This window comes from Streptomyces sp. NPDC058663, from assembly GCF_042716745.1.
In the GTDB taxonomy this organism is placed as follows: Bacteria; Actinomycetota; Actinomycetes; order Streptomycetales; family Streptomycetaceae; genus Streptomyces.
The window spans coordinates 54,702-72,887 of the sequence record NZ_JBHXRV010000027.1 but is presented as its reverse complement, the minus strand read 5'-3'; the positions used below and the strand labels follow the sequence as shown (position 1 = coordinate 72,887).

The following is an 18,186-nucleotide window of genomic DNA, read 5'->3' as shown; positions in this document are numbered from 1 at the left end:
GAAGGGAAGGGGGGACGAGCGGGCGTCAGGCGCGCTGCGCGGCGAGCGTGTGCAGGTAGTGCATCAGCGTCATCAGCACATCGCGGCTCGAGGCCCGGAGCCGGGCGTCGCAGTTCACCATCGGCACTTCGTCGGGGAGGTCGAGCGCGTGCCGCAGGGCTTCCATCGGGTGGTTCGGGGCGTCCGGGAAGGTGTTCACCGCGACCACGAACGGCACCCCGCGCTCCTCCAGCCGCCCGATCACGTCGAAGCTGACCTCCAGCCGACGGGTGTCGACCAGCACGACCGCACCGAGCGCGCCCTCGAAAAGACCGTTCCACAGGAACCAGAAGCGCTCCTGGCCCGGGGTGCCGAACAGATAGAGGATCAGCTGCTCGCTGATGCTGATCCGGCCGAAGTCCATCGCCACGGTGGTGGCGGTCTTGCCCTCGATCCGCGAGTTGTCGTCCACCCCGATGCTGGCCTGGGTCATGGTCTCTTCGGTGGTCAGCGGACGGATCTCGCTGACCGAGCCGACCATCGTCGTCTTGCCGACACCGAAGCCTCCGACGATCACCACCTTGACCGCGGCGGTGGCGGTGGCGGGCAGTACGTCCTCGGACCGGGGGCCCGCAAGGGTGTCAGAGCCGTTGTAGTCCATGCATCACCGCTTCGAGGAGGGACCGGTCGGGGAGTACGGCGCGGACGATCGGCGCGCGCGACTCGACCAGCTCGGTGGCGAGGAGGTCGGTCAGCAGCGAGGTGACCACGCTGAACGGAAGCCGCAGGTAGGCGGAGATCTCCGCCACCGACAGCGGGGCCCGGCACAGCCGCAGGATCGCGGCCTGCTCGGGCTGGACCGTGGGGGACGGGGTGGAGCACGCGACGACCATGGTGACCAGGTCGAGCGAGGCCCGCTCGCTGCCGTCCGGGCCACCAGTGATCACATACAGCCGTTCGGGGTCCCCCTTCGCGGTCCCGGTATCCGGGGACCGCGCGTCGGAGGCGGGCAGTTTCGCCCGTCGTTCTCGGCGGAGTGGGTGCTTCATACGGTGCGCTGCCCGTCGTGCCGGGGCGGACTGGTCAGGTGGGCTCCGATCCGTACGACCAGGTCCCGCATGCGGGCACCCACCATTCCCGCGTCCACCGTCTCGTCCGCGAGGACCGCCAGATAGGCCCCGGCCCCCGCCGCCATCAGGTAGAAGAAGCCGCCGTCGACCTCGATGACGACCATGCGCATCCGGCCGTCGCTGTCGGGGATCTCCGAGGCGACCGCGGCGGCAAGGCTCTGCAGTCCGGCACAGGCCGCGGCGAGCCGGTCGGCGACGTCGGGGTCCCCGCCGTGCCGCGCGATCCGCAGGCCGTCGGCGGAGAGCACCACGATCTGGTGGATCTGCGGTACCCCGGTGGCCAGGTCCTTGAGAATCCAGTCCAAGTTGGCCCGCTGCTGGATCACTTCAGATCTCCTTTGTCCCATGTGTTGTCCAGATCGCCGCCGGCCGGTTGCGCCTGCGGACCGTCCGTCGCGGCCGGCGGATCCAGCGGCACTCCGTTGGCCGCCTTGGTGAATGCTTCGAGCCAGATGCCCGGCTCGGGTTCTTCCTTGCGCGGCTGCCCGGCTGCTGCCGCCGCCGCTCCTGCGGCCGCCGCGGCCTCCGCGGCGGCCTGGCGCTCCTGCGCCGGAAGGTTGTGGGAACCGAGCGGGGCGCGGCCCCGGCTGCGGCGCTGCGGCAGCCCGTTCTCGGTCCATTCGGTGACCACGGGGACGTCCTCCTCCATGGCCGACACCGGCATCGCCACCGGCCGGGGCGCGGGTGCGGGCGCCGGCGTGGGCGCGGCGGGCTTCGGCGGCCGGGGCTTGCGCTGCGGGGCGCGGGCCTCCTCGGGCGTCATGCCCTCGCTCCTGCCGCCGCGCGGCACGGCGGAGGCGCCGATGCCGTGCGCGATGCCCGGGGCGGGCCCGGTGGTGACGATGTCGCGCGGCACGATCAGTACCGCCCGGACGCCGCCGTACGCGGACTGCCGCAGCGACACCTGGAGGTTGTACATCTGGGACAGCCGGCCGACGACGGCCATGCCGAGGCGGGGGGTGTCGCCGAGCTCGTTGAGGTCGATGCCGGCCTGGGCCTGCGCGAGCATGTTCTCGGCCCGGTTGCGGGCCTCCTCGCTGAGGCTGACGCCGCCGTCCTCGATCTCGATGGCGATGCCGGTCTGCACCTCGACCGCGGTGACGTGCACCCGGGTCTGTGGCGGCGAGTAGCGGGTGGCGTTGTCCAGCAGCTCCGCACAGGCGTGGATGAGCGGTTCGACGGCGGTGCCGATGATGGCGACCTTGGCGATCGAGTGCAGATCGACCCGCCGGTACTCCAGGATCCGCGACATGGCGCCGCGCAGCACGCTGAACAGCGGTACCGCACGCGGCCACTGACGGCTAGGGCGGGCACCGCCGAGCACCGAGATGGAGTCGGCGAGACGGCCGATCAGGGCCGTGCCGTGGTCGATCCGCAGCAGGTCGTCGAAGACCTCGGGGTTGCGCCCGTGGTCCTCCTCCATCTGCCGCAGCTCGCTGGACTGCTGGTGGACGATGGCCTGCACGCGGCGGGCGATGTTGACGAACGCGCGCTGCGCGGACTCCCTCCGGGCCTCTTCCAGGTCGATGATGTCCAGGACCTTGCGCAGCAACTCGCGCTGCGCGTACGGCAGATCACGGTACCGCTCGTCGGCGTCGACGACATCGCGCATCGTCTCGGCCGGGGACTCGCCCGAGCGCAGCCGCCGGATCGCGGCCGGCATCAGCTCCTTGGCGAGCCGCACGGTCTCGTCGTCGTGGTCGGCGAGCCGCCGCTCCAGCGCGGCCAGCCGCTGTGCGTGATCGGCCCGCGCGCGCCGCAACGCCCGGCCGCGCCGCACGATTTCGGCGGTGAGCAGTGCGACGACGACGGATGCCACCGCGCCGCACCAGACGACGGGTATCCGGGCGGGCTCCGTGACGAGGACGGCGGCGGCCGCCGTCGCGGCGACGGTCAGGACGACAGCCAGCGCGATGGCCCGCACGAAGGGTGACTCCTGCTGGCGCGCCTGGTGCGCCGGATGCGACTGACGGTTCTGCCGTGCCTGGTGTGCTGCCTGACGAGGGGGGGATTCAACCCGAACCATGGAGAGCCTCTGGCGGTGTCTTTGGGGGCGGTGTGGTCTTCAGGATGTTTCCGAACAAGTGCCATGAAAGGGAACAACTGGATGAATTCACATCAACTCGGCTCGTTGGGCAGCGAGCTTAGCCCGGCCGAGTCCGGGCGTCGGCCGGTTCCTCCAACCCCCTGCACCGATCGTCGTCCCAGGCATAGACTCACCGACTTTGCACGTTCGGCGCTCGGTTGTGTACGCCGAGTCACCGGATGGAAGGAATATGCCGGGAGTGCAGGACAGTGGCGCGTGGGGCTTGATACAGGGCTTGGGGACGGTGACGACTTCCGGGCCCTGGGGAAAAAGAAAGCCGGCCCGCCCGCCCCGAAGGGGCGAACGGGCCGGTGGCCGGGCACTGTTGACGTCGGCCGCGTTACCTGCCCCGGGTCAGCATCGGCAGCAGCAGGGCCGCCGACCAGCTGAAGTTGGGGGCGTTGAGCGGGGCGCCGGTCGTCGGGTCGTAGTTCTCCATGACCGGGCCGTTCCCGGACAGCCCGCCCGCCTGCGCCAGGAGCCTGCCCGTCAGGGCGTCCGCGTCCCTGCCGTACCCGTACCGCCGCAGCCCGCCCAGGGCGAAATACGCCTGGTCGAACCAGACCGGACCGCGCCAGTACCGGGTCGGCGCGAAGTACGGCGAGCTCCTGGACACCGTCGGGAACGGCACCTTCGTCGCGAACTCCGCCGGATCGTTCAGCTTCGCCCGGACCGCCCGCGCCTGCTCCTTCGACGCGCTCCCCGCCCACAGCGGGACGGCGCCCTCGATGCCCCGGCCCCGAGCGGTCAGCAGCTCCCCGCTGCCGAGAGCCTTGTCGTAGAACCACCCGGACGAGGCGTCGTACATCGACTCCCGTACGGCGGCATGGGTCGCACGGGACCTCGCCGTCCACCGCCCGGCATCGGCAGGCCTGCCCAGCGCGGCCGCGATCCTCGCCAGATACCCTTGGTCGGCGGCCAGATGGGCGTTGAGGTCCACCGACTCCTGGCGGAGCGAGTAACCGACGACCCGGCCCCGCGCGTCCTTGTTGGCGACCACCGCGGCGCCCAGCGCTTCGTCGAAGCGCGGCGCGTTGTCCATGCCGCTCTCCCAGGCCGCCGCCAGCCGCTGGTCCTCCGGCGTCGCGTTCAGCGGGTCGACCGTCGCCCCGTACTCGGCCAGGCCGTTGCCGTCGTGGTCCCGGTTGCGGTACCACCACGCCTGGTACGCGGCCAGCTTCGGATACAGCTCCCGCAGGAAACGGGTGTCACCCGATTTTGTGAAGACTTCCCAGACCGACCAGGCGGCCAGCGGGGGCTTGGAGTTGCGCTCGTTCCAGTTGCCGCCGCCCTGCCGGGTGTCGTTGTAAAAGACCGCGTCCGGGATCATCCCCTCGTCCTGCGGGCGTGACGCCGAGTCGGCGCGTATCTGGTGGGCGAACATCGAGCGGATCTGCTCCTGCGCCAGCCCCGGCTCGAAGCGGGCCGTGCCGACCGCCTGCTTCCAGGTGTCCCAGGACCACACCCCGCCCGCGAACCACTTGTACGACAGCGAAGGCGTGATGCCGTCGTGCCTGATCCGCCCGGCAGCACCACGCCAGTTGGTGACCAGCGTCTCCAGCGCCTTCACGGCCGTACGGCGCTGTTCCTGCGGCACCCCGCGCGTGACCGAGTCGACATAGCGATGCCACCGCGCGTCCCCGGAGCGGGCCGCGACGTCGGGGCGGGCGAGCGCGGACCGGATCGCGGGGGCCTCCCGCGCGCGCTCGGCGGCGCTGAAGGTGTACGACTCGGTCCAGTCGAAGGAGTGAGTGCCGCCGGGCCGCAGGGTGAGGGGCGCGACGGCGTCCGTGCGGTAGGTGTCCCCCTCGACCGTGGTGCGGACATGCTCGCGGTGGGTGACCTCGAAGCGCTCCGTGCCGTCGGTCAGGTAGTCCCAGGTCTCCCGCACCTTCGCGAAACCGACCACGACGCCGCGCCCGGTGGCCTTCAGTGACAGCGAGTCCCTCATGGGGGCGTCGGCGGGCCGCAGCAGCGAGCCCGTCCAGCCCACGCCGAGCGTGCGGCTCCCGCGCCCCTCGTTGCGGACCTCGGCCCGCACGAGCGCGGTGCGCTGCGAGGAGAACCGGAGCTCCAGCGTCAGGTGCAGTCCGCGCCCGAGGTCGTACGACTGGAGAAGCCGCCCCGGCTGGGAGCCGGTGCGCGGGGCACCGCCCGCCGCGAGATCCAGCTGCCGCCCCGCTTCGGTGAGCCGTATGCGGCTGAACGCCTCGCTCAGCCACCACGGGTACTCCTGCGCGAGGTACAGCGGCCCGGTGAAGCCGCCGTACGACGCGGTGTCACCCGCCTTCGGGAGGGCGTAGGCGTGCCAGGCGCCCCGGTCGGCGAAGACGTTCACCGGGTTGTTGTCGCCGCCGACGCCCGGCAGGGCGGCGGTGGGGGAGCCGTGCCGGTCGAGCACATCGGTGTACGGGAGGGGCGCCGCGTCGGGGCGCCCGGCGCGAGCGGGCGGCGCGGAGGAGGCCGGGGCGCTCAGCACACCGGTGAGCAGCGTGCCGCAGAGGAGGGCCACAGCGAGGGCCCGGGGGCGGGGGCCGGTGCGGATACCGAGACGGACGGGCATGGTCACCTGGTTTCGGTGGAGCAGGGACGGGGGCCGGGGAGTGGGACGCCGCACGCGGAAGGCTCAGGCCACCGCGCACCGGCCGAGGTGCTCACCGGCCTGCGCCGCCGCGCCGCCGCCCACCACTCGCCCGCCCACCACTCGTCCGCCCGCCCTGACTCCGGGGACAGGCGGACGACGGATCCCGGCCCTGCCCGGCAGGTACGGGACGGGACGACGGTTCCGGGACCCTGCCCGTAGGGCTCAGGCAATCGAGGCCGAAATGATTGCGGCCACCGCGATGTTGCAGGAGGCCGTCACCCACACCGCCGGGTGCGGCTCCTCCTCCACCAGGGTGGCGCCGAGCTTCCCGGGCGTGATCACGTCGACCACCCAGAACGCCACCGCCATCATCACCAGGCCGACGACACCGAAGACGGCCGTCGACACCAGACCCTTGCCGAAGTCGTTGTACGTCGTCCAGATCGACGTGAAGACGATCCCGCCGATGCCGAGCAGCGCCGAGCTGAGCAGCAGCGCACAGTTGCGGTTGCGCTCCTGCCAGATCTGCTTGCCGAGCTTGCCCGGAGTCAGCGCGTCCACCAGGAAGATGCCCAGGGTCAGCAGTACGACGCCGAGAGCACCGTAGGCGGCGGTACGGCCAAGTCCATTGACGATGTCGTCCATTGAGAAGTCAGTCTCCGCGAGTGAGTGAAAGATGCACGTGGGAAAGGCGACGCAAAACGTATCGCACGGGTGTGCCGGAGCGGGATGGGCCCGGCAGAACCGTTCCCGGACCGTGCCCGGACCGTTCCCGGGCCTCGCGCAGGCCTTCCCGTACGTCCTTTCGTCCACCTTGCGTACGGGCCGGGGCATCGCGCCGACGTCCCTCACAACCCCGTTGGTGACAGAGGGAGTTGACGGCGCTGCGATGTGTCACCATGGTGCCGCCCCGCCCGGAGGGGGCGGACGCGACCACAGGGGGAACGCATGCGGATGAGCGTGAAGTGGCTGACGGCGTCCCGCGGAGCGGCTGCGGGAGCGGGACTGACGGCCGGTGCACTGCTGCTGTCGCTGCTGGGGACGCAGCCGGCGGGGGCAGTGGAGGCGGCCGGTGCGGGACCTCTCGCGGGGGCTGTGACGGGACGGCTCGCGGAACCCGGCGCGGGACCGCTCGCGGAACCCGACGCGGGACCGCAGCTCAACGTCCGGCGGACCACCGGCCTGCGGGACGGCGACATCGCCACGTTCCGGATCACCGGAGGCCCCGCCAAGAGTTACGTGTGGGTGATGATGTGCGGCGCCCGGCCCTCGGAGGCCACCTGCGACGACGACACCCGGCGGCAGTTCCGGGTGCTGCCGGACGGGACGTACCGTCCGTCCCCGAAGAAGCTGTACGCCCAGCTGGAGACCCCGTCGGGGAAGGTCGACTGCCGTACCGCCGGAGCACCGTGCGAGCTGGCCATGTTCGACAACAGCGGCAACCTGCTCACCGCGACCGCCCTGGAGTTCCTGCCGGGCGCCCCGCTGGAGGCCGCACCGACCTTCCGCATCACCCCCAACCGGAAGCTGCTGCACGGCCAGAAGGTCACCGTGCGCGGGCGCGGTTACGAGCCGCAGTACCACTTCCTGGTGGTCCAGTGCGCCGCGGGCGCTCTCGGCTACGACGACTGCGCCGTCGGCGGCAGCCGCCCGCCGGCCACGGACGACAGGGGGCGCCTCCAGCGCGAGGTCACCGTCCAGGCCGGATTCCGGACCCGGGAGGGCCGGGACATCGACTGCCGCCCCAGGGGAGCCTGCGAACTGGTGGCGTTCGCCTCCCGGGTACGCGGCCCGGAAAGCGTCCGCTCCACCCTCCACCTCGCCCCGTCCCCACCCCTGCCCACCCCCTGACACCCCCGCCCGCTCGGGCGGCGGGGGCCGCCCCAACCCTCCCAGCCCCCTTGTGCGGCCGCCCCCAGCCCCCTCGGGCGGCGGGGCCGCCCCCGGGGGCGTGTGGGGTCTCCCCTGCTCGAGCGAAGCCGAGAGCGTGGGGAAGGGCGGGCAAGGGGGCGGCCCCTCGCTGGAGTCGCACCTTGTACCCCGGCCCGCCCCACACCCCCGTACGCCCCGCACCCCCACCCGATCTCCCCCTCAAGGGCCTTCCGCAACCTCCACCCCCTCAGGCACGATGATCCCGTGGACTTAGCCGAACACCGCGCCCTCGACGCCTGGCAACGCGACCCCTACCCGCACTACGCCCGTGCCCGCTCCACCGAAGGCCTCACCTTCGTCCCGGAGCTGGACGCCTGGCTCGTCTCCCGGGACGAGGACGTCCGCGAGGTCCTCCGCCGCCCGGAGGACTTCTCCTCGGCGAACTCCCTGCGCCCCGACGTCGTCCCCGGCCCCGCCGCCCTCGCCGAACTCGCCAAGGGCCTCGGCAGCCACCGCACCGTCGTCACCTCCGACGGCGACACCCACCGCGCCTACCGCGCCCCGCTCAACAGCGGCCTGTCCACGGCCCGCGTCAACGCCGTCCTCCCGTACGCCACGGCCCGCGCCGAGGAGCTCGTCGACGCCTTCGCGCCGCGCGGGCGGGTCGAACTGATGGCGGAGTACGCCGAGCTGCTGCCGGGCGACGTCATCTGCCGCGTGCTGGGCATCGACGAGGCGGATGCCCGCGCCGCCGTGCACGGCGGCCGGCGCGCCGAGGAGCTGCTGTTCCGGCCGCTGCCGGAGGAGGAACAGGCCGCGGCGGCCCGCGACGTCGTGGCCCTCCAGCACCTGCTGGACAATTACGTCCGCGACCGCCGCGCGCACCCCCGCGACGACCTGATCTCCACCATGACGGCCGCGCTGGTGCCCGGCACCGGGGACCTCACCCGCGAACAGCGCGGCGAGATGGTCTCCCACCTGCAGAACCTGCTGCTCGCCGGACACCTCACGACCACGGGCCTCATCGGCACGATGTTCCTGCACCTCCTGAGCGACCCCGCCCAGTGGCGGCTGCTCTGCGCGGAGCCGGACCGGATCCCCGCGGCGATCGACGAGGCCGTCCGCCACGACACCCCGATCCAGGGCTTCCGGCGCCTCACCACCCGTACGGTGACCCTCTCCGGCACCGAACTCCCGCCCGGCAGCGCACTGTTCGTCGCGTACGGATCGGCCAACCGCGACCCGGAACGGCACCACGACCCCGACACCTTCGACCTCACCCGCCGGGAACGGGCCCGTCACGTCGGCTTCGGCCACGGCACCCACGGCTGTCCGGGGACCCAGCTCGGCCGCGCCCAACTCCGGATCACCCTGGAGCTCTTCACCCGCAGGTTCCCAACGCTGGCATGGAAGAACGCGCGCCCGGGGCGACCGGACGCGCGCCCTGGTCGAGGGGACACGCGCCTGGGGCGAGCGGCGGACCAGCGGGCCGACATGCGACCCACTCTGATCCACCGCTCGCCCCAGGCACTGCACCTGACCTTCGCACCCCGCTGACGCGGGGCAGGCCCTCCTAGTCGAGGTAGTCGCGCAGGACCTGCGAGCGCGACGGGTGACGCAGCTTGGACATCGTCTTGGACTCGATCTGGCGGATGCGCTCACGCGTCACGCCGTAGACCTTGCCGATCTCGTCCAGCGTCTTGGGCTGGCCGTCGGCCAGGCCGAAGCGCATCGAGACGACACCCGCCTCGCGCTCGGAGAGCGTGTCCAGGACCGAGTGCAGCTGCTCCTGGAGGAACGTGAAGCTGACGGCGTCGGCCGGAACCACGGCTTCCGAGTCCTCGATGAGGTCACCGAACTCGCTGTCGCCCTCTTCACCGAGCGGGGTGTGCAGGGAGATCGGCTCGCGGCCGTACTTCTGCACCTCGATGACCTTCTCGGGCGTCATGTCGAGTTCCTTGGCCAGCTCCTCCGGGGTGGGCTCGCGGCCCAGGTCCTGGAGCATCTGGCGCTGCACGCGGGCGAGCTTGTTGATGACCTCGACCATGTGCACCGGGATGCGGATGGTGCGGGCCTGGTCGGCCATGGCGCGGGTGATCGCCTGCCGGATCCACCAGGTCGCGTACGTGGAGAACTTGAAGCCCTTGGTGTAGTCGAACTTCTCGACCGCACGGATCAGACCGACGTTGCCCTCCTGGATCAGGTCCAGGAAGAGCATGCCGCGGCCGGTGTAACGCTTCGCCAGGGAGACCACCAGGCGGAGGTTGGCCTCCAGCAGGTGGTTCTTGGCACGGCGGCCGTCCTCGACCAGGATCTCCAGCTCGCGGCGGAACTGCGGGGTGAGCTCGCCCTCGCCCGCGCCTTCCTCGTCCTCCAGCTTGTGCTCGGAGAAGAGGCCGGCCTCGATGCGCTTGGCCAGCTCCACCTCCTGCTCGGCGTTGAGGAGCGGCACCTTGCCGATGAGCTTGAGGTAGTCCTTGACCGGGTCGGCGGTGGCGCCGGCGACCGCGACCTGCTGCGGCGGGGCGTCGTCCTCGTCCTCGTCGGACAGGACGTAACCGGCGGTGCCGGGCTTGGGGGTCTCCTCTTCCTCCTCGCCGTCACCCGCCCACTCGTCCGTCTGCTTCTTCGCGGCGGTCTTCTTCGCCACCGCGGCCTTCTTGGTGGCGCGCTTCTTCGGTGCGGGCTTCTCCGCGGCGTCCGTGCCGGTCGTCTCGTCGAGCTCGTCGTCCGGGGCGGCGGTGACGGTCTCGGAGGCGGCGGCCCTGGCGGCGGTCGTCGTCTTCTTGACAGCGGCCTTCTTCGCGACGGCGCGCTTCGCGACGGGCTTGGCCTCGCCGCTCGGGGCGGCGGTCTTGCGCGGCGCGCGCTTGGCGGCCTTCGCGGGCTTGGCGGCAGCGGCCGCCGTCACCATCAGCGTCACACCCTCTTCGTCGAGGACCTGGTTGAGGCTGCGCAGGACCCGCTTCCACTGGTCGACGGGGATGCTGTCCGCTTCAAAGGCATGGCGCACGTCGTCGCCATTGATGTGGCCCTGGTCCCTGCCGCGCTCGATGAGCGAGACCAAGGACGGCGATTCGGCGATCTCCTGTGGGAACGGGCGGGACGGACTGAGCGACACGAAGAGCCTCTCGTAGCGAGAAATACAAGTGTGATGGCGGGAGCGAGGCCGCAACCCGGCCTCTTGGTGGAACAGGAAGCCCGGCTGCGCGACGGCACCTGTCGGTTCATCGCGCGCCCGCGCTGTTTCGTTACGCCTTTTCCGAAGTGACCTGAGCCACTCTTCCTGCCCCGGTCGTAACCCGTCGTGCGAAGGGCCCTTGCGGTGGCGTGACGACCCGGTGTGCGGGCGCCCCACGGGCCGAGTCGAATCCCCAAGGGTACCCCCGGGCGGGATACCTCCCCGGGGGCCGCCCCGTTCGCCCGGATTTCGCCCTCCCAGGTGAGGTGCGGTGGGCCGTACAGCCGATCGCCGCGTCCTGGCGGTACCCATCGTGGGATCGAATACGGGGCCGAGCGCTGGGCCGAGCGCGGGGCCGGCCGCCGGGCATCGCTCCCTCTTGATCGTGGCCCTTTCCGGACGGCGCCGGCACGCCTATCCTCCGACCTATGCACGTCGCTCTGTTCGTCACCTGCGTCAATGACGCCGTCTTCCCGGCCACCGGGACCGCGGTGGTGAAGCTCCTGGAGAGGCTCGGTGTCACCGTCGACTTCCCCGCGGCCCAGACCTGCTGCGGGCAGCCGCAGTACAACACCGGCTACCGCCGGGACGCCGAGCCCCTGGTCCGCAGGACCGCCGCGGCCTTCGAGGGGTACGACTGGGTGGTCACTCCCTCGGGCTCCTGCGCGGCCATGATCCGCGACAGCTATCCGCGGATCGGGCGGCTCCAGACCAAGGAGGGCAGGGGCTGCGATCTCACGCGGGCCGCGGAGTCGCTGGTCCCGCGGATGTACGAGCTGACCGAGTTCCTTCTCGACGTGCTGAAGGTGACCGACGTGGGCGCGTACTTCCCGCACGCCGTGACCTATCACCCGTCCTGCCACGGTCTGCGCGCGCTCGGCCTCGGCGAGCGCCCCCGCAGACTCCTCGAAGCGGTCAGGGGGCTGGAGCTCAGAGAGCTCCAGGGGGCGGAGGAGTGCTGTGGCTTCGGCGGCACCTTTGCCGTGAAGAACTCCGATGTTTCCGCAGCGATGGGCGAGGACAAGATCCGTAATGCCGCCTCCACCGGCGCCGACTTCCTGTGCGGCGCGGACAACTCCTGCCTGATGCACCTCGGCGGCATGCTCCGCCGCGAGCAGGCACCGATGCGCGCTCTGCACCTGGCCGAGATCCTGGCGAGCACCGAAGAGGAGCCCCTGCTGTGAGCGGTACGTACCTCGGCATGCCGTCATTCCCCCGGGCGGCCCAATCGGCCGTGCGGGACCGCACCCTGCGCGCCAACCTTCGGCACGCCACCCACACCATTCGCGACAAACGAGCCAAAGCGGTTGCCGAGCTGGATGATTGGGCCGAACTGCGCGAAGCGGGCAAGCAAATCAAGGACCGCACCCTGCGCCACCTCGACTCCCTCCTCATCCAGTTGGAGCAAGCGGTCACGGAGGCGGGCGGCACGGTCCACTGGGCCGCCGACGCCGACGAGGCCAACCGCATCGTCACCGGCCTGGTCGAAGCCACCGGCGAGCGCGAGGTCGTCAAGGTCAAGTCCATGGCCACTCAGGAGATCGGCCTCAACGACGCCCTGGCGGCGGCCGGCATCACCGCCTACGAGACCGACCTCGCCGAGCTCATCGTCCAGCTCGGCGACGACCGTCCCTCGCACATCCTGGTGCCGGCCATCCATCGCAACCGCGGCGAGATCCGGGAGATCTTCACCCGCACGATGGGAGCATGGGGCCGCCCGGCCCCCGACGGCCTCACCGACCGCCCCGCCGACCTCGCGGAAGCGGCCCGCGTGCACCTGCGCGAGAAGTTCCTGCGGGCCAAGGTCGGCATCTCCGGCGCCAACTTCATGGTCGCCGAAACCGGCACTCTCGTGGTCGTCGAGTCCGAGGGCAACGGCCGCATGTGCCTGACCCTCCCCGAGACCCTCATCTCCGTCGTCGGCATCGAGAAGGTCGTCCCCACCTGGCGCGACCTCGAAGTCTTCCTCCAGACCCTCCCGCGTTCCTCCACCGCCGAGCGGATGAACCCGTACACCAGCACCTGGACGGGCACCACCGAAGGCGACGGACCGCAGTCCTTCCACCTGGTCCTTCTCGACAACGGCCGGACGAACGTCCTCGCCGACGAGGTGGGCCGCCAGACCCTGCGCTGCATCCGCTGCTCGGCCTGCCTGAACGTCTGCCCGGTGTACGAGCGGGCCGGCGGTCACGCGTACGGCTCGGTCTACCCCGGCCCCATCGGTGCCATCCTCACCCCCCAACTGCGCGGTACGACGTCGGAGTTGGACGCCTCGCTGCCCTTTGCCTCCTCGCTCTGCGGGGCCTGCTACGAGGTGTGCCCGGTGGCCATCGACATCCCGGAGGTCCTGGTTCACCTCCGGGAGAAGGTGGCCGATCAGGGCGGCAAGGGGCACCGCTTGGAAAAGGCGGCGATCAGGGCGGCAGGCTGGGTGCTCAATCATCCCGCGGCCCTGACCGCCGCGGAACGGGCTGCCTCGCGCACCCGCAAGCTCCACCCGAAGAAGCTCCCGGCGCGCCTTCCCGGCGCCGCCTGGACCAACACCCGAGACCTCCCCGACATGCCCGCGGAGCCGTTCCGCGACTGGTGGAAAAGGACCCGCACCTCATGAACTCGACCAGCCGGGACCCGGAGACCGGCCGCGACGGGAGCAGCCGCACCGCCGGGGCCAGCGGTACCACCGGGGCCGACGGCGGCCCGGTGACCGGCCGCGCCACCGGGACGGGCCGCGGCATCGAGACCCGTCGCGACGAGAGCAACGGCGGCACCGAGACCCGCCGCGGCTCCGGGACTGGCGGCGGCACCGGGGCCGGCCGCGGCATCGAGACCCGTCGGGGCGACACGGCCGGTCCCGGTGGCGCGTCCAGCCGTGAGCGCGTCCTCGCCCGCATCCGCGCGGCTGTCGCCGATGCCCCCGAAGCCCCCGAGCCCATCCGTGCGTACGCCACCGCCCACACCCCCGACGACCCTGCCGCCGTCCTCGACCTGCTGCACGAGAACCTCGCCGACTACCGGGCGCGCGTCCACCGCGCCACCGGGAACGGCATCGCCGCTCTCCTCGCGCGCCTGCTGGCGGACCGGGGCTCCGCCTCCGTACTCGTACCGCGGGGACTTCCCCCGCACTGGCTCGGCGCGGCCGGCCCCGCCCGCGTCGACGACCGGGCGGAACTCACCCCCGCGGACCTCGACCGGATCGGGAGCGTCGTCACCGGCTGCGCCCTCGCCATCGCGGAGACCGGCACGATCGTCCTGGACGGCGGCCCCGGCCAGGGCCGCCGCCGCATCACTCTGGTCCCCGACCACCACATCTGCGTGGTCCGGGCACCCTCCCAGGTGGTCGCCTCCCTCCCGCAGGCGATGCCGCGGCTGGACCCGGCCCGCCCCCTCACGTGGATCTCGGGCCCGTCGGCGACCAGCGACATCGAACTGGACCGGGTGGAAGGCGTACACGGCCCCCGCACCCTGGAGGTGGTCCTCCTCACGGCGGACTGACGGCGTACCCGTGGCGCTCCTCAGCCCCCGGCCGGCCCCGGTGCCCCGGTCGGCCCCCCTGCCCCGGCCAGCCCCGGCGCCTCGGCCCGGGCCTTCACCGCCCCCGCCCCGGGGACCCGCCCCGCCAGCTCCCGCGCCCAGCCGACCAGCCCGTCCAGATCGAGCCCGTGCACCGCTCCCCGCCCCGCGGCCCCGTAGGCCGCCAGCCCCGCAGCACCCCGCAGCAGCAGCCGGGCACCGCCCGCCGAGTTTCCCCGCGCCGCATGGGTCAGCCCCACCGCCAGCTGGGCCAGGGCCCGCCACAGCGCGGCCTCCTCCTCGGGGCCCGACTTCCACGCGTCCTCGAAGACCTCGTGCGCGTGGAACGGCATCCCCGCGTCCAGCAGCCGCTGTGCCTCGCGGACCGTCTCCTCGGGGGAACGCACGACCCCCTCCGGCTGCCGTTCCACCCCGGGAGTCCCGTACGGCAGCGGGCGTCCGAGCCCGTCGCGGGGACGGGCGTTGCGCGCCCGTCCTTCGGCATCGCGGTCCCGTTTCATGTCCATGCCCACCATTGTGGTGCCCCGGCACCGAACGCGGGAAAGGCCGTATCAGATTTCTCTGATACGGCCTCCGACCTGCGAAAACGCTGGTCGGGACGACAGGATTTGAACCTGCGACCCCTTGACCCCCAGTCAAGTGCGCTACCAAGCTGCGCCACGTCCCGGTGCGCGCTGACCTGGGGTTTCCCCTGGCTGAGCGCGCATGAGAACAATACCGCACCCGGAGGGGGACTCCGAACCGCCCGCCCCGTGCCGGGGGCGGGCCGCCACCCCGCCCTCAGGAGGGAGCCTGCCCCGCCGGCGCTCTTGGAGCCGCCCCGCCCGTGCTCAGGGAGCCGGGCGCTGGCGCGGGATCCCCGGCACCACCTTCGCGAGGATGTCCTCCGGGTGCCCGCCCGGCCGCTCACCCTGCACCACGGTCACGTTCCGTGCCGGGGCCGGTACGCGGATGCCCTCCGCCCGATAGCGCTGGTGCAGGCGCTTGATGAACTCGTGCTTGACCCGGTACTGGTCGCTGAACTCGCCGACCCCCAGAATCACCGTGAACCCGATCCGGGAGTCCCCGAAGGTGTGGAAGCGGACGGCCGGCTCGTGCTCGGGCACGGCGCCGGTGATCTCCCGCATCACCTCTTCGACGACCTCCGTCGTCACCTGCTCGACCCGCACGAGGTCGCTGTCGTACGACACCCCGACCTGCACATTGATCTGGAGCTCCTGCTCGGGGCGGCTGAAGTTGGTCATGTTCGTGCCGGCGAGCTGGACGTTGGGGATGATCACGAGGTTGTTGGACAGCTGCCGCACGACGGTGTTGCGCCAGTTGATGTCGACGACGTAACCCTCCTCGCCGCTGCTGAGCTGGATGTAGTCACCGGGGCGCACCGTCTTGGAGGCGAGGATGTGGACGCCTGCGAAGAGATTGGCGAGGGTGTCCTGCAGGGCCAGCGCCACCGCCAGGCCGCCCACGCCGAGCGCGGTGAGCAGCGGCGCGATGGAGACCCCGAGGGTCTGGAGCAGGACCAGGAAGCCCATGGCCAGCACGACCACGCGCGTGATGTTGGCGAAGATGGTCGCCGACCCGGCCACCCCCGAGCGTGACTGCGCCACGGACTTCACCAGACCGGTGGCGATCCGTGCCGCCGTGACCGTGCCGGCGAGGATCAGCAGTGCGGTCAGTGCCCGGGTGACGTTCTGCCCGGTGCGCGGGGTCAGCGGCAGCGCGGCCGCGGCGACGGCGAGCCCCGCGGAGACAGCCGCGATGGGGATGAGGGTCCGTACGGCGTCGACGATGACGTCGTCCCCGCTCCACCGGGTCCGGCTGGCGCGCTCGCCCAGCCAGCGCAGGACCGCCCGCAGCAGGCCCGCCGCGAGGAGGCCGGCCGCCACCGCGACTCCGGCGACGATCAGGTCCCTCAGTTGCAGGGCTCGTTCCATCAGTGCACTCCCCGGCACAGCGGCACCTGACGCACCGGCAGGGACAGCCGCATGGCGGTGTGCGGCTGAGGGGTCGCCCTGCGGGGGCTGCGGGGGAACAGCCCCTGGGGGCTGCGTATGTGAGCTGTCGTCACGTGGGTCACCTGCTCGTTCCGGGTTGCGCGGTCACGCCGGGACACGGGCGTGCTCCGGCGCGAGCGTCATCCTGCCGCATGGGAGCCACGGCAGCTGCCGCCACCCCCGCGTCAGCAGGGCTGCCCGGCCGGGGGTGAGCAGCTCACCGGCGGTCGACGCGACCCCGGTCGCCCCCGCCGTCCGCACCTTCTTGCGGAACTTCTTGGGGGAGAGCTCTGGGTAGAGTTTTCGCATGCGGATCTACGGGCCCGAAGTAGCCGAAGTAGCGGACCAACTGGTCGAGGTCTACGGCGAGGTCTTCACCGTCCCGCCCTGGAACGAGGGCGCGGGTGCCGCCGAGGAGTACCGGGAGCGGCTCGAAGCGGACCGCTTGCGCCCCGGTTTCCGCGTAGCCGTCGCGGCCTCGGGCGGGGAAGTGGACGGCTACGCCTCCGGCTGGACCACGCCGGACCCCTTCCCGGCGGAGCGCGCCTACGGGCGGGTCGCGGCGCAGGCGGGAGCCCGCCGAACGGAACAGCTCCTCGTGGGTGCCTTTCAGGTCGACGAACTCGCCGTACGCGAGCGGGCCAGGCGCACCGGACTCGGCCGCCGCCTGCTGGAGGCAATCCTGGCGGCTGCCGCCCCGAACGGGCGGGCCTGGCTGCTCACCGGCCGCAACGCGCCGGAAGCGATGGCCTTCTACCGGCGGTGCGGCTGGCACGAGGTCGCTCCGGTGCCGGGAGCGGACGGCGGCGAGGTGGCCGTCTTCCTCGCCCCGGGCCACCCGGACGCCTCGGATTCCGGGTATGCCCAGGACGCGCAAGCCCCTCGGTGATCCTTGTCCCAAAAGGTCAACTTCCGTTCCGAAGAGAGAAGTTGGAGGCGCCGAGTGTTCGCTGAGCGCCTGCCGGCCGACGCGCGGAGACGGCCGCGAAAACGCGGAGGCGACTCCCTTCCCGACTGCGTAGGCTCCCTCCATGCCCCCTCCCCATCCCGAGCTCTCCCGCATCCACGCCTTCCTGGTGGACTTCGAGCTCCGCAAGGCCGGTCGCACCACCGAGGCGCCCGGTGGATTCGCCGTGTTCGACGAGGACTTCCCGGTGTCGCACGGCGACAACCACCTCGTCCTGCCCGGGGCCTTCGGCCACCCCGAGGCACTTCCCGCCCTCGCGGACAAGGTGCTCGGCCACCTGTCGCACCGGACGGTGTACCTCTACGACGACGAGACCGGCGCGGCCTGCGTGGATCCGATGACCCGGGCCGGCTACGCACACTCCGCGAATCTGGTCCTGCTGCACACCGGTGAGATCCCGGAAGCCGCCCGCGGGCAACAGGCAGGGCCCGTCGGCCTCGACGACCTGCGTGTCCCGCTCACCGAGAGCATGCGGGGCTTCCTCCCGGACGCCGGAGCCGAGGTGATACGCCAGCTCGTCGAACGGCGCGCGTCCCGCCACCGGGGAGCGGAAACCTTGCACTTCCTCGGCTCCCGTACGGAATCCGGCGAGGTCGCCGCCTGGGCGGACCTCTATATCGACCCGGTGCAGAGTGTCGCCCAGATCGAGGACCTGGTCACCGCAGACCCGCACCGCCGCCGGGGTCACGCCGACGCGGTCCTGTCCACCGGGCTGCGGATGGCCGCCGAAGCGGGCTGCCGCACCCGGTTCCTGATCGCCGACGCCAACGACTGGCCGCGCCAGTGGTACGCCCGCAGGGGCTTCTCCGTCATCGGCCAATGGCACTGCTTCGAACGTGACTGACCGACAGGACCCGCACAC

At 71.9% G+C, this 18,186-nt stretch carries 17 protein-coding genes and 1 tRNA gene; 7 read left to right on the top strand and 11 right to left on the bottom strand.

Annotation, left to right across the window (positions count from 1 at the left end):
• Nucleotides 1-25: 25 nt before the first annotated feature.
• The 6 genes from ACFWVV_RS20825 to ACFWVV_RS20800 all read right to left on the bottom strand — a co-directional run bounded on the left by ACFWVV_RS20825 (nt 26) and on the right by ACFWVV_RS20800 (nt 6,424).
• The gene (locus ACFWVV_RS20825) at nt 26-640 is read right to left on the bottom strand and encodes an ATP/GTP-binding protein (RefSeq protein WP_384353310.1); all 615 of its coding nucleotides are present in this window, start codon (nt 638-640) and stop codon (nt 26-28) included.
• Nucleotides 621-1,028: a DUF742 domain-containing protein gene (locus ACFWVV_RS20820; protein ID WP_384353313.1), complete on the bottom strand. Its 408-nt coding sequence runs from the start codon at nt 1,026-1,028 to the stop codon at nt 621-623. The genes ACFWVV_RS20825 and ACFWVV_RS20820 overlap by 20 nt, the downstream gene beginning before the upstream one ends.
• On the bottom strand, nt 1,025-1,435 hold the full coding sequence (locus ACFWVV_RS20815; protein ID WP_384353316.1) for a roadblock/LC7 domain-containing protein: 411 nt from the start codon (nt 1,433-1,435) through the stop codon (nt 1,025-1,027). The genes ACFWVV_RS20820 and ACFWVV_RS20815 overlap by 4 nt, the downstream gene beginning before the upstream one ends.
• Nucleotides 1,432-3,135, bottom strand: coding sequence for an ATP-binding protein (locus tag ACFWVV_RS20810; protein ID WP_384353319.1), 1,704 nt, complete (start codon nt 3,133-3,135; stop codon nt 1,432-1,434). Before ACFWVV_RS20810 ends, ACFWVV_RS20815 begins: the two co-directional genes overlap by 4 nt.
• A 400-nt stretch (nt 3,136-3,535) precedes the next feature.
• On the bottom strand, nt 3,536-5,758 hold the full coding sequence (locus tag ACFWVV_RS20805; protein ID WP_384353321.1) for a trehalase family glycosidase: 2,223 nt from the start codon (nt 5,756-5,758) through the stop codon (nt 3,536-3,538).
• Nucleotides 5,759-6,001: 243 nt separating this feature from the next.
• Entirely contained in the window at nt 6,002-6,424 is a 423-nt protein-coding gene (locus ACFWVV_RS20800; RefSeq protein WP_384353324.1) for a DUF350 domain-containing protein, read from the bottom strand.
• A 303-nt stretch (nt 6,425-6,727) separates the two neighbouring features.
• Here ACFWVV_RS20800 and ACFWVV_RS20795 point away from each other — a divergent pair, with 303 nt between their 5' ends.
• Nucleotides 6,728-7,630 carry a neocarzinostatin apoprotein domain-containing protein gene (locus ACFWVV_RS20795; RefSeq protein WP_384353326.1) on the top strand — a complete coding sequence of 301 codons (903 nt, stop codon included), beginning with the start codon at nt 6,728-6,730 and terminating at the stop codon, nt 7,628-7,630.
• A gap of 285 nt (nt 7,631-7,915) precedes the next feature.
• Nucleotides 7,916-9,208, top strand: a complete 1,293-nt coding sequence (locus ACFWVV_RS20790) for a cytochrome P450 (protein WP_384353328.1) — start codon at nt 7,916-7,918, stop codon at nt 9,206-9,208.
• 16 nt (nt 9,209-9,224) lie between these two features.
• Here the strand turns inward: ACFWVV_RS20790 and ACFWVV_RS20785 are convergent, their stop codons facing one another.
• Nucleotides 9,225-10,772 carry an RNA polymerase sigma factor gene (locus tag ACFWVV_RS20785; RefSeq protein WP_384353331.1) on the bottom strand — a complete coding sequence of 516 codons (1,548 nt, stop codon included), beginning with the start codon at nt 10,770-10,772 and terminating at the stop codon, nt 9,225-9,227.
• 488 nt (nt 10,773-11,260) lie between these two features.
• On the opposite strand from ACFWVV_RS20785, the gene ACFWVV_RS20780 reads away from it, so the two are divergent.
• The 3 genes from ACFWVV_RS20780 to ACFWVV_RS20770 all read left to right on the top strand — a co-directional run bounded on the left by ACFWVV_RS20780 (nt 11,261) and on the right by ACFWVV_RS20770 (nt 14,324).
• On the top strand, nt 11,261-12,016 hold the full coding sequence (locus ACFWVV_RS20780; protein ID WP_384353334.1) for a (Fe-S)-binding protein: 756 nt from the start codon (nt 11,261-11,263) through the stop codon (nt 12,014-12,016).
• Nucleotides 12,013-13,443, top strand: coding sequence for a LutB/LldF family L-lactate oxidation iron-sulfur protein (locus ACFWVV_RS20775; RefSeq protein ID WP_384353337.1), 1,431 nt, complete (start codon nt 12,013-12,015; stop codon nt 13,441-13,443). Before ACFWVV_RS20780 ends, ACFWVV_RS20775 begins: the two co-directional genes overlap by 4 nt.
• 209 nt (nt 13,444-13,652) lie before the next feature.
• Nucleotides 13,653-14,324, top strand: a complete 672-nt coding sequence (locus ACFWVV_RS20770) for a lactate utilization protein C (RefSeq protein ID WP_384353427.1) — start codon at nt 13,653-13,655, stop codon at nt 14,322-14,324.
• A 20-nt stretch (nt 14,325-14,344) separates the two neighbouring features.
• On the opposite strand, the gene ACFWVV_RS20765 is transcribed toward ACFWVV_RS20770, so the two are convergent.
• The 4 genes from ACFWVV_RS20765 to ACFWVV_RS20750 form a co-directional block, all read right to left on the bottom strand.
• Nucleotides 14,345-14,869: a DUF309 domain-containing protein gene (locus ACFWVV_RS20765; protein WP_384353340.1), complete on the bottom strand. Its 525-nt coding sequence runs from the start codon at nt 14,867-14,869 to the stop codon at nt 14,345-14,347.
• Nucleotides 14,870-14,953: 84 nt separating this feature from the next.
• Nucleotides 14,954-15,030 (bottom strand) — tRNA-Pro (locus ACFWVV_RS20760).
• 163 nt (nt 15,031-15,193) lie between these two features.
• Entirely contained in the window at nt 15,194-16,297 is a 1,104-nt protein-coding gene (locus tag ACFWVV_RS20755; RefSeq protein WP_384353343.1) for a mechanosensitive ion channel family protein, read from the bottom strand.
• A gap of 165 nt (nt 16,298-16,462) precedes the next feature.
• The gene (locus tag ACFWVV_RS20750) at nt 16,463-16,666 is read right to left on the bottom strand and encodes a hypothetical protein (RefSeq protein ID WP_384353346.1); all 204 of its coding nucleotides are present in this window, start codon (nt 16,664-16,666) and stop codon (nt 16,463-16,465) included.
• Here ACFWVV_RS20750 and ACFWVV_RS20745 point away from each other — a divergent pair.
• Nucleotides 16,665-17,246: a GNAT family N-acetyltransferase gene (locus tag ACFWVV_RS20745; RefSeq protein WP_384353349.1), complete on the top strand. Its 582-nt coding sequence runs from the start codon at nt 16,665-16,667 to the stop codon at nt 17,244-17,246. The two genes, ACFWVV_RS20750 and ACFWVV_RS20745, sit on opposite strands and share 2 nt — an antisense overlap.
• Before the next feature lie 142 nt (nt 17,247-17,388).
• Nucleotides 17,389-18,168 carry a GNAT family N-acetyltransferase gene (locus tag ACFWVV_RS20740; protein ID WP_384353352.1) on the top strand — a complete coding sequence of 260 codons (780 nt, stop codon included), beginning with the start codon at nt 17,389-17,391 and terminating at the stop codon, nt 18,166-18,168.
• Nucleotides 18,169-18,186 lie beyond the last annotated feature (18 nt).